Annotated in this window: 11 protein-coding genes; 10 read left to right on the forward strand and 1 reads right to left on the reverse strand. The window is 45.8% G+C overall.

The window, feature by feature from the left end; genetic code table 11:
- The first annotated feature begins 87 nt into the window (after positions 1-87).
- A complete protein-coding gene (locus tag JFC06_RS08010; RefSeq protein WP_193005499.1) occupies positions 88-624 on the forward strand; it encodes a gamma carbonic anhydrase family protein in 537 nt (178 codons plus the stop codon).
- 73 nt (positions 625-697) lie between these two features.
- Here JFC06_RS08010 and JFC06_RS08015 read toward each other — a convergent pair whose 3' ends face one another.
- A complete protein-coding gene (locus JFC06_RS08015; protein WP_198334625.1) occupies positions 698-1,147 on the reverse strand; it encodes a hypothetical protein in 450 nt (149 codons plus the stop codon).
- Between the two features lie 200 nt (positions 1,148-1,347).
- Between JFC06_RS08015 and JFC06_RS08020 the strand changes: the two genes are divergently transcribed.
- The 9 genes from JFC06_RS08020 (at position 1,348) to JFC06_RS08060 (ending at position 14,489) form a co-directional block, all read left to right on the forward strand.
- Complete coding sequence (locus tag JFC06_RS08020) at positions 1,348-2,049, forward strand: HAD family hydrolase (RefSeq protein ID WP_193005452.1); 702 nt, start codon at positions 1,348-1,350, stop codon at positions 2,047-2,049.
- 252 nt (positions 2,050-2,301) lie between these two features.
- Positions 2,302-3,397, forward strand: a protein-coding gene (prfB, locus tag JFC06_RS08025; RefSeq protein WP_193005453.1) for a peptide chain release factor 2 whose coding sequence is annotated in 2 segments (ribosomal slippage) — positions 2,302-2,373 and positions 2,375-3,397 — 1,095 coding nt in all. Because the reading frame shifts where the segments join, the coding sequence is not laid out codon by codon here.
- Between the two features lie 41 nt (positions 3,398-3,438).
- On the forward strand, positions 3,439-3,723 hold the full coding sequence (gene ppnP / locus JFC06_RS08030; protein ID WP_198334626.1) for a pyrimidine/purine nucleoside phosphorylase: 285 nt from the start codon (positions 3,439-3,441) through the stop codon (positions 3,721-3,723).
- Positions 3,724-4,078: 355 nt separating this feature from the next.
- Positions 4,079-5,197: a DNA topoisomerase IB gene (locus JFC06_RS08035; RefSeq protein ID WP_198334627.1), complete on the forward strand. Its 1,119-nt coding sequence runs from the start codon at positions 4,079-4,081 to the stop codon at positions 5,195-5,197.
- Between the two features lie 250 nt (positions 5,198-5,447).
- Positions 5,448-7,151 (forward strand): AMP-binding protein, encoded by a 1,704-nt coding sequence (locus JFC06_RS08040; RefSeq protein WP_198334628.1) that lies wholly within the window; start codon positions 5,448-5,450, stop codon positions 7,149-7,151.
- 37 nt (positions 7,152-7,188) lie between these two features.
- Complete coding sequence (locus JFC06_RS08045) at positions 7,189-7,980, forward strand: SDR family NAD(P)-dependent oxidoreductase (protein ID WP_198334629.1); 792 nt, start codon at positions 7,189-7,191, stop codon at positions 7,978-7,980.
- 606 nt (positions 7,981-8,586) lie between these two features.
- Positions 8,587-11,184 carry an ATP-dependent chaperone ClpB gene (clpB, locus tag JFC06_RS08050; protein ID WP_193005458.1) on the forward strand — a complete coding sequence of 866 codons (2,598 nt, stop codon included), beginning with the start codon at positions 8,587-8,589 and terminating at the stop codon, positions 11,182-11,184.
- 192 nt (positions 11,185-11,376) lie between these two features.
- A complete protein-coding gene (locus JFC06_RS08055; protein WP_198334630.1) occupies positions 11,377-12,630 on the forward strand; it encodes a PQQ-dependent sugar dehydrogenase in 1,254 nt (417 codons plus the stop codon).
- Positions 12,631-12,845: 215 nt separating this feature from the next.
- Entirely contained in the window at positions 12,846-14,489 is a 1,644-nt protein-coding gene (locus JFC06_RS08060; RefSeq protein WP_193005460.1) for a BCCT family transporter, read from the forward strand.
- Positions 14,490-14,620: the final 131 nt, after the last annotated feature.

The raw sequence follows: 14,620 nt of genomic DNA on the forward strand, positions 1-14,620 counted from the left end.
TAACGCTTTTAGAATCCCCCATTTGAGCGCGGCGAAAGTGGTGGGAGTATGTCAAAAAAGCCCATTATCCTTAATGAGGAAAAAACTATGATTTATCAGTATTTAGACAAAGTGCCTGAATTTGCCGTGCCATTTAACGGTTGGGTGGCAGACTCAGCTCAAGTGATGGGTGATGTATATTTGGGTCATCAAGCCAGTGTTTGGTTTGGCGCAGTGATTCGCGGTGATAACGAACGCGTCCACATTGGTGACTATAGCAACGTGCAGGAAAACAGCGTTATCCATACCGATGCGGGTATTGAGGTAAAAGTTGGCAACTATGTCACCATTGGTCATTTAGCGATGCTCCATGGCTGCGAAATCGGCGATAATAGTTTGATCGGTATTGGGGCGATCGTGCTAAACCATGCCAAAATTGGCAAAAACTGTATCATTGGTGCCAATGCTTTGGTCACCGAAGGTAAAGAGATTCCCGATAATTCTCTTGTCATGGGCTCGCCTGCCAAAGTCGTCAAAACACTGACCGATGAGCAAGCTGCTATGTTGAGAATGTCAGCGGAGCACTATGCTGAGCGCTGCCAGAAGTTCAAAACGGGCCTAAAAGAAATCGCCATGCCAAGCTAAGCGTTAGCCAATAGCGGAGTCGTATAAAAAGTGAGTGGGTGATATTGGGCGATCTTTTTATATTTTTTAGGCGTTAAGTCATCAGCATCATCACCAGCCAAATAATGGCAAAAATGATAATGCCAATGATAAGTCCGCGAAAAATATCATGGCGTACAGAGTAGTTGTTGAGATAATTATTGTTATTGGCTGTTTCATCGATATTTAGTGCGTTAATGCTTTCTGCCCCAGCGGATTTGCCAACGATGAACCCCATTAAAGCGCCAAGTAGCAACATAAAAGGCGTGAACAACCAAAAAATCTCGCCGTTACCAATACCAACTATTGAGCGAATGACCACAATGGCCAGATCGATCAGCAAACCGCCAAAGCCATACATGACTCCGTTCAAGAGTGCATAAAGCATACGGTCTAAGGGTGACTGATAACGGTTACCTAACTGCCGCTGTCTGATTTCTCTGATTGAGCGAGCAGGTCGACGTGGTTTATTCGGCAAATCGGTTTTATTATTAGGCGATGGCATAGGGTTCTCTGAGCTTTTTATTCAATATGCTAGATACAGTAAGCTACCATAATGTTGCTTGGCAAGCAGTAGCGTTTTGAAAGCTTACTCATCAAATTTTTTATTCATAAAACCACCGTTTCTGTTTTCCAAACCGTTTATAACAAACATGGTTTGTATTAAAAATACCACTCTTTAATAAACAAAATTAAGGCACCTCTATGCAGGCGACACAATTCCAAAATGCGCAAAAAGAACTGGCACTTTTTGACTTAGACCATACGTTGCTCGATGTCGATAGCGACTATCTGTGGGGCGAATATATCGTCAAGCATAACCTCGTCGACGAAGCCGAATATCGCACGGCCAACCAGAAGTTTTACCAAGACTATATCGAAGGCACACTGGATGCGACAGAATACAACGAATTTGTCGCGCAGTTTTTGAGTAGCTTGCCGTTGGATCGGCTTGATGAGCTAAGAGAAGACTATATCAAGTCTGAGATTGAGCCGCATATCCGCCCAAAAGCGATGGAGGTGCTCTGTCAGCACATCGAGCAAGGGCACGATGTGGTGATTATTTCTGCCACCAATGATTTTGTGGTGTCTGCGATTGCCAAACGGTTTGGTATTGCAAAAGCCAATGTATTGGCAACGCCGCTGGAAATAAAAAATGAGCGTTATACGGGTAAGCTCACCGATAAACCAAATTTTCAAGCAGGTAAGATATATCATTTAGATAAGTGGCTAAATAAGCAGCAAGTGGCTGGCATAACGTTTGAGAAGACTTATGCGTATTCAGACTCTAAAAATGACATTCCATTATTGGAATGGGCCGATGTGGCGGTCTGTGTGTCACCTGATGAGGCACTACATGCGCATGCCTTAGCGCATCGCTGGGCAGTGGAGGATTGGTCACTATAGGGTGTTTAATGTGGGGAGAGTCACAATTAGCCAACTATTTAGCGTCAATCTAATTTAAACTAGCGCCCTAGCGTTCATTCACTATCAACAGGATACAACATAGCTGCTGATATAAATGTTACTTGCGTGCTGTGTCTACGCTGACAGAGGCTGCGCAACATTTATGTCAGCAGCGCGTCACTATTTACGTATCAATTTTATTTTGTACCGACTATAGTTATTTATTTTTATTAAAAAAGCACAGGACTATTTATGGAAATCAACCCGTATCAAGAAAAAATCAAAGACTTGTCTGAGCGCGGACAGGACTTGCGGAGGTATCTTTGACTTCGATGGTAAGCAAGAACGCCTAGAAGAAGTCAATTTAGAATTAGAAAACCCTGAGCTTTGGAATGATCCAGAGCGTGCGACCAAGATTAATAAAGAAAAAAGTCATCTTGATGGGGTCATCGATGTGGTGGTCTCTCTTGAAACCACGCTAGAAGATGCGTCTGCCATGCTTGAGCTGGCGGTAGAAGCTGAAGATGAATCGCTACTTGCCGATGTGCAAGCGGAGCTGGATCACGCTGAGACGCGCGTGGCTGATTTAGAGTTTCGCCGTATGTTTAGCGGTGAGATGGATCCGAACAATTGCTATTTGGACATTCAGTCGGGCAGTGGCGGCACCGAAGCGCAAGACTGGGCAGAGATGCTGCTGCGGATGTATACACGCTGGGCCGAAGCACATGGCTTTAAGGTGGATGTGATAGAAGTATCGGCAGGCAGTGTTGCTGGGATTAAATCAGCGACGATTGAGATTAAGGGCGACTATGCCTTTGGTTGGCTTCGTACCGAGATTGGCGTGCATCGTCTCGTCCGTAAGTCACCGTTTGATAGTAACAATGGTCGTCATACGTCATTTGCTGCGGTTTTTGTGTCTCCTGAAATTGATGATAATGTCGAGATTGATATCAATCCAGCGGATTTACGCATCGATACTTATCGCTCATCAGGTGCCGGTGGTCAGCACGTGAACACCACTGACTCTGCTGTTCGTATCACCCATGAGCCTTCAGGCGTGGTAGTGACCTGCCAAAACGAGCGTAGCCAACACGGCAACAAAGCCACCGCGATGAAGATGCTACGTGCTAAGCTCTATGAGCTTGAGATGCAAAAACGCATGGAAAAACAGCAAGCGGTCGAAGACAATAAATCTGACGTAGGCTGGGGCAGTCAAATACGCTCTTATGTACTGGATGACTCGCGTATCAAAGACTTGCGTACGGGCGTTGAAACCTTTAACACGGGTGCCGTGTTAGATGGTGACCTTGATCAATTTATTGAAGCGAGTTTAAAAGCAGGTCTGTAAAAATAACTTTGAAACATTTAAAATCTCATTAAGGACACATTATGCTAAGCGTGAACAATTATTTTGACAATAAAGTAACGTCTATCGCCTTTCAAACAGCGACCAAACCGGCTACCGTTGGGGTGATGGAAATTGGTGAGTACGAATTTGGCACCAGTGAATTTGAGACCATGAGTGTGGTCAGCGGAGCCTTGACCGTCAAGCTACCGGAAAGTGACGAGTGGCAAACGTTTAATGCTGGCGAGCAGTTTACCGTTGATGCCAACAAAACCTTCAACGTCAAAGTCGACGTAGAAACGGCTTACTTATGCGTTTATGGTAAATAACGTTAATTCACTATAAAAATGATACATAGCTGCTGAAATAAAGGTTACTTGCTTACTTTGTCTACGCTGACAGAGGCTGCGCAAAATGTATTCCAGCAGCGCGTCAATATTAGCGTATCCACGCTATTTGTGCTGACGGTAGCGTTTTTAGGTTAAAGCTGTACTTAATACAATCAACGCCAAGTGTTTATCGCTTGGCGTTTTTTTTAATACTAATGTGAAAGCCTCCAAAGATTAGCGCCAATTGTTAAAATAGGTTTTTACAGAGAATTACACTTTATCCGTGGCAAATAAACAGCAAAAAAAACCGTCGTTTATTAAGCTAAAACGTCTAATGTCTCAAACGAGTGTTTTTATGACCAAAGCAAATGAGCAAACGGGCAAGCAAGATGTGCGCCATGATTATGAACACTTGGCTCGGCTAGCAAATTTACGCTATGTTAGTGATGATGAGCCAGGCTACGAGCGCAGGCGTTGGGGGCGCGGTTTTACCTATCGTGACGCGACTGGCAAAACAGTGAAAGACAAAGCACTGCGTCAGCGATTTGAGGCGCTGGTAATACCGCCCATGTGGACAGAGGTTTGGATATGCCAAGACGAAAAAGGTCACCTGCAATCGACGGGACGCGATGAGAAAGCACGTAAACAGTATCTGTATCATCCAGAGTGGGATCGCGTACGCGACCAAGCCAAGTTTGATGCAATGATAGGTTTTGCAGAGGCATTGCCAAACTTGCGTGCTCAAGTTGAAAAAGACTTGGAGGCGACGTCGCTGTCACGAGAAAACGTCCTCGCGGCGGTGGTCAAATTATTAGAGACCACCTTGATACGTATCGGCAATAGCCGTTATGCCAAGCTGAATAAAAGCTACGGTCTTAGTACCTTACGGAGTAAGCATGTGAGTGAAACGGACACGGGTCTGGCGTTTGATTTCGTTGGTAAAAGTGCCAAGGAGCATCACGTTGAATTGCAAGATGAGCGTTTGATTGAGATTGTACAAGCGTGCTCTGATTTGCCAGGCTATCAGGTTTTTAAGTATTTGGATGAGCATGGTCACAAGCAAGTCGTCGATAGCGCCGACATCAATGAGTATCTACGGACACACATTTGCACCAATGACAGCAGTGGCGAGATGTACAGTGCAAAGGATTTTCGTACGTGGATGGCCAGTGTTTTGGCGGCCAGTCACTTGTATGATGAACTGCAAACGTCCGCAGGCAAAGCCATATTAGCCAGCGCGCCCAACAGCAATGAGCGCCAACAACTGATCACTGATATGGTGAAAAGTGTGGCAGAAGCGCTAGGCAATACGCCAGCTGTCTGCCGCGCCTCTTATATTAATCCTAGGATTATTGAGCGATTTTTAGCAGGGCAATTTTTCGAGCCTTATAAACAGGCACGCCGTGGCCATACCAATCAATACCAAAACTGCGAAGAGAAAGCGCTGCTTGGGTTTTTGCTTGCTGACGTTTAAGGCATGCGTAGGGTGTTAAAGCACCAGATTTGCGCGTTTAGACATATTCTTTTACCTATCCATGAATAAGTTTTATCAACCACATAGGATGACAAAATAAAAATGATACGTTATGTATTGAAATAATTATAGAAATGCGTTACTAATAGAGCACGTTAAATACGAATCTATCAAACGGGCATAGGATGTGACCGTCTTACCATCATCACCCCATCTTAACCGTTACCTGCTATTGCTAAAGGATTAGCTTATGAACACCACCTCTCAAACCTCTACTGTTACCGATGCAGAGTCTTCAGTCACACCAAAAAATTATACCGATTATTATAATAATTTCGACATGAATACACTGTTGATGGAAATCTTTGGTGAGCACTTAGACGATCGCCTAAATGCCTATATGGCTTGTTGTGGCCGTCATGTACGCGATGGCCGCGCTGATAGTATCGCGCTGGTACATGAAGATACAGCGGGCAATGTGACGCGCATGAGCTTTGCTGAGCTGGATCAGGCAAGTGCGCAAGTTGCCAACTTATTACAGTCTTATGGCGTAAAAGCGGGCGATAAGGTGGCGACCATGCTACCACGTACGCCTGAGCTGTTGACCGTCGTACTAGCAATATGGCGTATCGGCGCCGTGTATCAGCCACTATTTACCGCTTTTGGCTACGACTCTATCAAGTACCGGATGGACAAGGCCGATACCAAAGTCGTCTTTACCAATGTCGATAATCGCGGCAAATTTGAAGACTTGGCTGAGCAAACCAAAATGGTATTGGTAGGCGAGGCAGCAGACGCGCAAACATGGGGCGATGATCACTATAGCCAGTCAGTGGCTGCACAGTCGCAGACTATAGAGCCTGTATTGCTCGATACTGATGCACCATTTTTGCAGATGTTTACCTCGGGTACGGTGGGGAAATCTAAAGGCGTCAGCGTCCCATTGGCAGCGTTACCTGCCTTTTATTTGTATATGCGTTATGCCATTGACTTACGCGAAGAGGATCACTATTGGAACATGGCAGATCCAGGCTGGGCATATGGGTTGTACTATGCCATCACAGGGCCGTTATTATTGGGCGTCACTACTTATTTCAATGAAGCTGGGTTTGATGCGACCAATACTCGTGACTTTATGGCGCGTCATCAGATTACCAACTTGGCCTCTTCACCAACCGCGTTTCGCATGATGAAGTCTAGTGGCGTATTTGAGAACGTTCATGACGAGGCCAATGCCAAGCTGTCGCTACGCTGCGCCAACTCAGCAGGAGAGACTTTAAATACCGAGGTAGTTAATTGGGTTGAAACCTACTTAAACTGCAAGGTGTGTGATCAGTACGGTCAAACAGAAACTGGCATGACGTGCTGTGAGCATCATGCACTGGCACATGACTGTCCAGTGGGTTCGATGGGTATGGCGCTACCTGGGCATACACTCGTGGTACTAGATGATGATTTGAATGTGTTGCCTGATGGGGAGCAAGGGCAGTTGGCCGTTGTGGTCAGTCAATCGCCCGCGTTTTATTTCCGTGGTTATAGCTGGAATGAAAAGCAGGCGTTTGCTGGTGACTACTACCTAACGGGTGATGTGGTCGAGCGTCATAGTGATGGCAGCTACTGGTTCTCAGGGCGCGATGACGATATTATCATTACAGCAGGCTACCGCGTGGGTCCCACCGATGTCGAAAACACCGTGTTAGAGCATGAGGCAGTCGCAGAGTCAGCTGCGGTGGGTGTGCCAGATGAGGTGCGTGGGCATACCATCAAGGCTTATGTGGTACTAAAAGAGGGCATCGTGGGTAGTGACGAGATTGCTCAGCAAATTCAAGATCTCGTACGCAAACGTTTGTCGACTCATGCTTATCCGCGTGAGGTTGAGTTTGTGGCAGAGTTACCAAAGACACCCAGTGGCAAAATTCAGCGCTTTTTACTGCGCAGTTTGTCTGCGGCGTAGACACAATCAACTCAAAATAAAAAAGTAAGGAACAATCATGCAAATTGAACAACACAGCTTTTTGGTGACAGGTGGCGCATCGGGTCTTGGCGAGTCAGTGGTACGTGCCATCATTGCTCAAGGCGGCAACGTCGTTATCGCTGATCTCAATGACTCTGCTGGGCAAGCATTGGTCGATGAGCTGGGTGATAGAGCGCGTTTTGTCCGTTGTGATGTGACCCGTGGCGATGAGGTGCAAGCGGCAATTGAGATGGCTGAAAAAGCGTTTGGCGGCCTGCAAGGGTCGGTTAATTGCGCTGGTATCGCCGTCGTGCAAAAGCTGCTGGATCGTGACAATAATCCAGCGGATCTTGAGTCCTTTAGTCGCGGGGTGAATATCAACCTTGTGGGTTCTTTTAACGTCGCGCGTTTGGTCGCGGCCAGTATTGCGAAGCGTGTGGCTCATGATAGTCATGCAGGAGCCACTGTAGAAAATAATATCGATCAGGGTGTCATTATTAACACAGCTTCTATCGCAGCCTTTGATGGTCAAGTGGGTCAAGCCAGTTATGCTTCGTCCAAAGCGGGCGTGGTTGGTTTGACCTTACCGCTTGCTCGTGAGCTTGCGCGTCATGGTATCCGTGTCATGACCATCGCACCAGGTGTCTTTGCTACTCCGATGATGCAAAGTATCCCTGAAAAAGCGCGTGAGCAATTAGAGGCAGGTGTGCCTTATCCTAAGCGTTTAGGTAATCCAAATGAATTTGCCAAATTGGTCACCCACATCATTGACAATGCTTATCTAAACGGTGAGGTTATTCGTCTAGACGGAGCGATTCGTATGGTGTAGTGCTTTTTAAGCACTGCCAACTCCCTTTGAGTTTATCTTTCTTGTCTTATTCAACACTTTTGTACAAAGACTGACATAGCGCTTTGAGATATTATGATTAACTGCCGCACGGGTTAATGATAAAGCTCCAAGCCTGTGTCATTTTTTATACGCAGCTTCTTACCTATACACACAGTTTTTTACCTATAAGCGCCAAACTGCTATCCAAAGTTTTTGGTAGATCTTCTCTTAAATCAACGCTTTATTTTCTCTATAGTATTGAGTAAACCTTCTTCTCACTGTTTTTAATTTATACTCTTGAAATACCTGCTTAATGTGCCTATTAATGTTCTATGATGATATCATCACAATTAGTAGGGGTTTATGTGCCATGAAACAAGGCTATGCAACAAGACCACGAAGCAATGGTTTTTTTGCTACTTACTAATAAGTCATTGTTTATGGTTGACAGCTTATATAGATGAGTTGAAATCTGGCACGTTACCCCCTATATAGATAACAGCTAATAGTGATGGATACTTGTGAAAATTGGTGATAAATACCGTATTTCCAGTATCTTATTTCATATCAACTGACTAAAAATACTAATTATAAAAGGACACCATAATGAGGTTCGAAAAGTTTACCCAAAAACTGCAATCTGCCATTCAAGAAGCACAAAGCCTAGCGTTAGGCCGCGATCATACCGGCATAGATCCTGTGCACCTGCTGGCTGTATTGCTACAAGATGAATCCAACTTGTCTATTTGCCAACAAGCGGGCGCCTCTATCCCAGCGTTAAAGAATGGCGTGGCAAAGGCATTGGACAATCAAGCAACGATTAGCGAGCCGACAGGCGACGTTAATTTAAACCCAAACTCAGTAAAAATTCTAAACTTAGCAGATCGCCAAGCACAAAAAGAAGGTGATGATTTTATTGCTACTGAGTGGGTGATGTTGGCACTCGCTGAGCAAGGCGAAACCAAAAAAATATTTGAAAGTGCTGGCGTGACGGCGAGCAAATTAAAAGCGGTCATTGAGCAATTGCGTGGTGATGAGACAGTGAACAATCAAAATGCTGAAGATCAGCGAGATGCGTTGAATAAATATACGATCAACCTGACTGAGCAGGCGGAGCAGGGAAAGCTTGACCCCGTGATTGGCCGTGACGAAGAGATTCGCCGTACCATTCAAGTACTCTCCCGTCGTACCAAAAACAATCCTGTGCTGATTGGGGAGCCAGGCGTTGGTAAAACGGCTATCGTTGAAGGCTTGGCACAAAAAATCATCAATGGCGATGTACCCGAAGGTTTACGCCGTAAAGAAGTGCTGTCGCTTGACTTAGGGGCATTGATTGCGGGCGCAAAATTCCGCGGTGAGTTTGAAGAGCGTCTCAAAGCAGTGCTCAGCGACTTGGCCAAGCAAGAAGGCAATGTCATCTTGTTCATTGATGAGCTGCACACGATGGTTGGGGCTGGCAAGTCAGATGGCGCGATGGATGCGGGCAATATGCTAAAACCAGCGCTTGCTCGTGGTGAGCTGCATTGCGTTGGTGCCACGACATTGGACGAATATCGCCAATATATCGAAAAAGATGCGGCGCTTGAACGTCGTTTTCAAAAAGTCATGGTCGATGAGCCAACAGTTGAAGACACTATTGCGATTTTACGTGGTCTCAAAGAGCGTTATGAGCTGCATCATGGGGTTGATATTCAGGACAGCGCGATTATTGCGGCCGCTCGTATGAGTCATCGTTATATTACCGATCGTAAGCTACCGGATAAAGCGATTGATTTGATTGATGAGGCAGCCAGCCGCTTACGTATGGAGATGGATAGCAAGCCTGAAGCATTGGGTAAGCTGGACAGTCGTTTGATTCAGCTGAAAATGCAGCGCGAAGTCTTGAAAAATGAAGAAGACGCGGGCGCACAAGCAGAGCGTAAAGTGCTCGATGCGCAAATTGAAGAGCTAGAAAAAGAATACGCTGATCTCAACGAGATTTGGCAAGCAGAGAAAGCACTCGTCAAAGGCAGTCAGCAGCTAAAAGACGAGCTGGATAAAGCGCGTATTGCTTATGATAAAGCCAGTCGTGAAGGCGACTATGAGACCATGAGTAAGCTACAGTACGAGACCATTCCGCAGTTAGAGCGCCGTATTACGGAGTCTGATCTGGCGGAACAAAAAGAGCAGACAGGTGAAGACAGCTCTGTGAAACTGCTACGTAATAAAGTCACGGACAATGAAATTGCTGAAGTGGTTGCCGCAGCGACTGGCATCCCTGTGAGTAAAATGATGCAAGGCGAACGTGACAAGATGCTCGCAATGGAAGAAAAACTCCATGAGCGTGTGATTGGTCAAGATGAGGCGGTCGAAGCGGTAGCCAATGCGGTACGCCGTAGTCGGGCAGGATTGTCTGATCCCAATCGCCCGTCAGGCTCGTTCTTATTCTTAGGCCCTACTGGTGTCGGTAAAACGGAGTTGACCAAGTCGCTTGCGAACTTCTTGTTTGATAGTGAAGATGCGATCGTACGTATCGACATGAGTGAATACATGGAGAAGCATAGCGTCAGCCGCTTGGTGGGTGCGCCTCCAGGGTACGTCGGCTATGAAGAAGGTGGCGCATTAACCGAGGCCGTACGCCGTAAGCCTTATAGTGTGATTTTGTTTGATGAAGTTGAAAAAGCGCACCCTGATGTGTTCAATATCTTGCTACAAGTATTGGATGATGGCCGCTTAACGGACTCACAGGGTCGCGTGGTGGACTTCAAAAATACGGTTATCATCATGACCAGTAATTTGGGTTCGCATAAAATCCAAGAGATGGTTGGTGAAAGCTATGATGATATCAAAGCTGAGGTGATGGAGTCGGTGGGGCAGCATTTCCGCCCAGAGTTCGTCAACCGGATTGACGAGATTGTGGTGTTCCATCCGCTTGGTATGTCACAGATGGCAGGCATCGCTGACATTCAGTTGGATCGATTGCGCAAGCGCTTGCATGAGCGTGAGATGGATATCGAACTATCAGCCGATGCGATGAACAAGCTGGTGGCGGTCGGCTACGATCCTGTATATGGTGCGCGTCCACTCAAACGTGCCATTCAGCAAGAGATCGAAAACCCATTGTCACTCAAATTGCTGGCGGGTGATTTTGTCGCCGGTGACATTATCAAAGTCGATGTTGGGGCGGATGATAAGCTGGTTTTTGACAAACTTAGAATGAGCTAATACTAAACGCTACAAGGCTGTTTTTAAATAGGAAAATCAACCCCTTACTTGCTATCGCAGGTAAGGGGTTTTTGTGTGATGTACTATTATTTTTACCGTTTAGACACGGTTACTATGCTATAAATAAGATAGGCTTTAACAGTACAAATGTAAAATGAATGGGACAAATTTAAAATAAAGGGAGAAGAAAAAATGACGGTATCTACCAAAAAATATATAAGCGCGCCATTAACCTTGCCGATCATCATAGCAGGGCTCTTGTTTAGTAACGCCGCTTGCTCCAATCAATCGGCAGTCAGCACCAATGCAGAATCGACAGAGTACAAAGAAGTAAAAACCTCTGCTACAGACTCACCAATGAGTTCTGAAAAACCCGCCTTTACCACGAAAGCCGTTGCTACTTTTTCTGAGCCTTGGGCCATGACGGCGCTCCCTAAGCTTGACAATGAACCGCTAAAACTGCTTGTGACGCAAAAGTCGGGTGAGTTGTTTGTGGTCAACACCGCAACAGGCGTTAAGACAGCCATCACTGGTGTACCGAACGTGGCCTATGGCGGGCAGGGCGGTCTCGGAGACATTATCCTTGCCCCTGACTTTGCGACTTCTAATAACCTATATATAAGCTATGCAGAAGCGGGCAAAGGCGGCGAGCGCAATAAGTTTGGTGCCAAGGTAATAAAAGCCAGATTGACGGGATTAAACACCAGTTCGCCAAGCTTGCAGGAGATTACATCGATTTGGCAGCAGAAGCCAAAAGTGAAAGGGCAAGCTCATTATAGTCACCGCTTACTCTTTTCACCTGATGGTCAGTACTTATATATCAGCTCAGGTGAACGCCAAAAAAAAGAACCAGCACAAGATATGTCCATGAATTTGGGTAAAATCATTCGGTTGTATCCTGATGGTTCGGTGCCCGCAGACAATCCATTTGTAGACAATTCCAATGAGGTGGTTGCTCAATTTTGGAGCATCGGTCACCGTAATGTACTGGGCATGGCGTTCGATGATAGTGGCAGATTATGGGCGCACGAAATGGGTCCAAGGGGCGGCGATGAGTTTAACCTCATTGAGTCCGGTAATAATTATGGCTGGCCCGTGGTGTCAAATGGTCGCAATTACTCAGGTACGCCAATCCCAGATCATGATACGCATCCTAAATTTGCCGCGCCAAAGATTTCGTGGACGCCTGTGATTTCCCCGTCATCCATGAGCAAGTATACGGCTGGCACGCACAATGACTTTCCAGCGTGGCGCGGTGATTTTCTGATGGGTGGATTGTCATCGAAAGCCCTTATTGTGGTTGATGTGAATGATGACAACACCGCTTCTGAGCGCTATCGCTATGATATGGGCGAGCGTATTCGTAGTGTACTGGCAGTAGATGGGCAGGTGTGGATGTTAGAAGATGGTAGCGACAGTAATCTGTTACGACTGTCACCGAAATAGACAACGCTATATTTGCCGCTAAAAATTCGATAGGTGGACTGCTACGGATGTACTCCTCCCCAGATACTCTATTTTTGTAATGTATGGTCTGAGATAGCAAGGATAATATAAGCGGGTTCTCTCGATAGAGAACTCGTGAATACTCGAATTAAATTTGATAGTTGTCAGTTACCTTGTTAAGGTTAGTCTCCTAAAAAATTAAGGCTAATAAAAAAATGGACCATGTAAAAGTTGGCCGCTTAGGCCCTTTTCCACGGGTGAGTAAACCTGTGTTTATTACATCGTCACTGTTGATTATTGGATTTATTATTTTCGGAGCATTTTTTACCGAAACAGCAGGGGCACTCTTTAGTTTCTTACAAAATTTTATTACCGATAAATTCGGTTGGCTTTTTATTATCTTAGTCAATGTGGCGCTTGTACTCTGTATTTACTTAGCCATGAGCCGTTATGGTGACATTCGGTTAGGCAATCAAACCGAGCGACCACAGTACAATCTGTTTTCATGGATTGGCATGTTGTTTTCCGCCGGTATTGGTATTGGTTTGGTCTACTGGGGTACCGCAGAGCCACTGTACCATTTCATGGCACCGCCAATGGGTGAAGCAGAAACAGTGGCGGCAGCAAAGCAAGCGATGAACATCTCATTTGTGCACTGGGGTTTACACGCTTGGGCCGTTTATACGGTTGTGGCGTTATCCTTAGCGTATTTTCATTTCCGCCGTGGCTTACCTTTATCGATTCGATCGACACTATATCCTTTGCTTGGCAAAAGGATTTATGGTCGATGGGGGCACACGGTCGATATCTTGGCAGTGTTTGGGACGATGTTTGGTGTGGTTACCTCACTTGGGCTTGGGGTGATGCAGATCAATGCTGGACTCGAGAAGCTGTTTGGTCTGCCTAACAGTATCACTGTGCAGTTTGCTTTGATTGCTTTTATCACAGCGCTTGCAGCGGCTTCTGTCATGATGGGTTTAGACAAAGGTATTAAGCGTCTTAGTGACATTAATATTGGGTTTACGGTCATTTTATTGGCATTCATGGTCATTTTGGGACCGACACTCTTTATCTTTGATAGCTTTATCGAAAATATTGGAAATTATCTCACATCGGTTGTATCGCTAGGTACGTGGGGTGAGTCTTATAGTGGGACGGATTGGCAGAGTGGTTGGACGATATTTTATTGGGCATGGTGGGTCAGTTGGGCCCCATTCGTCGGTATATTTATTGCCCGTATCTCTCGTGGTCGTACTATTCGTGAGTTTACACTTGGGGTGCTGCTGATCCCTATGCTGATTTTATTCTTTTGGTTCACGACCTTTGGTGGCGTTGCGATTCATATGGAGCTTGCTTCTGCTGTGACGGGCATTAGTCCAGGACTGGTTGAAGCGGTACAAGCAGATACCGGTAGTGCCATCTTTAAATTGGTCGAGTACTATCCGTTGGCGAAACCGATTACGTTACTGGTGGTGGTTATGATCATGCTTTGGTTTGTGACGTCGTCAGACTCGGCAAGTTTTGTCATTGATATGTTGACCGCTGGTGGCGATACCAATCCACCAAAGATCCAGCGTTTGTTTTGGGCCACGACAGAAGGAGTTATTGCTGCTATTTTACTTGCGGCTGGTGGACTGGGGGCACTACAGGCGGCTGCCATCGTAGCAGGACTGCCATTTGCGTTGGTGGTGTTTGTGATGATGTACGCGTTATTACGGGGTCTTAGTCGTGATCGTCTGATTTTGTATCGCGCTCAGCAGAGCTTTATTACGGATGAGTCAGCGGATCACAATTCGGCCAATGAGTTCGTTGACGAGCATTTACTAAAAGGGCCGCCTAAGATCGTTAAAGGTGACTAATAAGTAAAACAGCCTGTCAAGCCGTTCCTATAAGCCCCAATTTATTCGTAAATTGGGGCTTATTTATTGCAATGATTGAGACGATTTTACAGAAAATCAAGATGCTTTGGCTAACATAAGATTCAATAAGT

Source organism: Psychrobacter namhaensis (assembly GCF_016107545.1).
Classification (GTDB): Bacteria; Pseudomonadota; Gammaproteobacteria; order Pseudomonadales; family Moraxellaceae; genus Psychrobacter; species Psychrobacter namhaensis.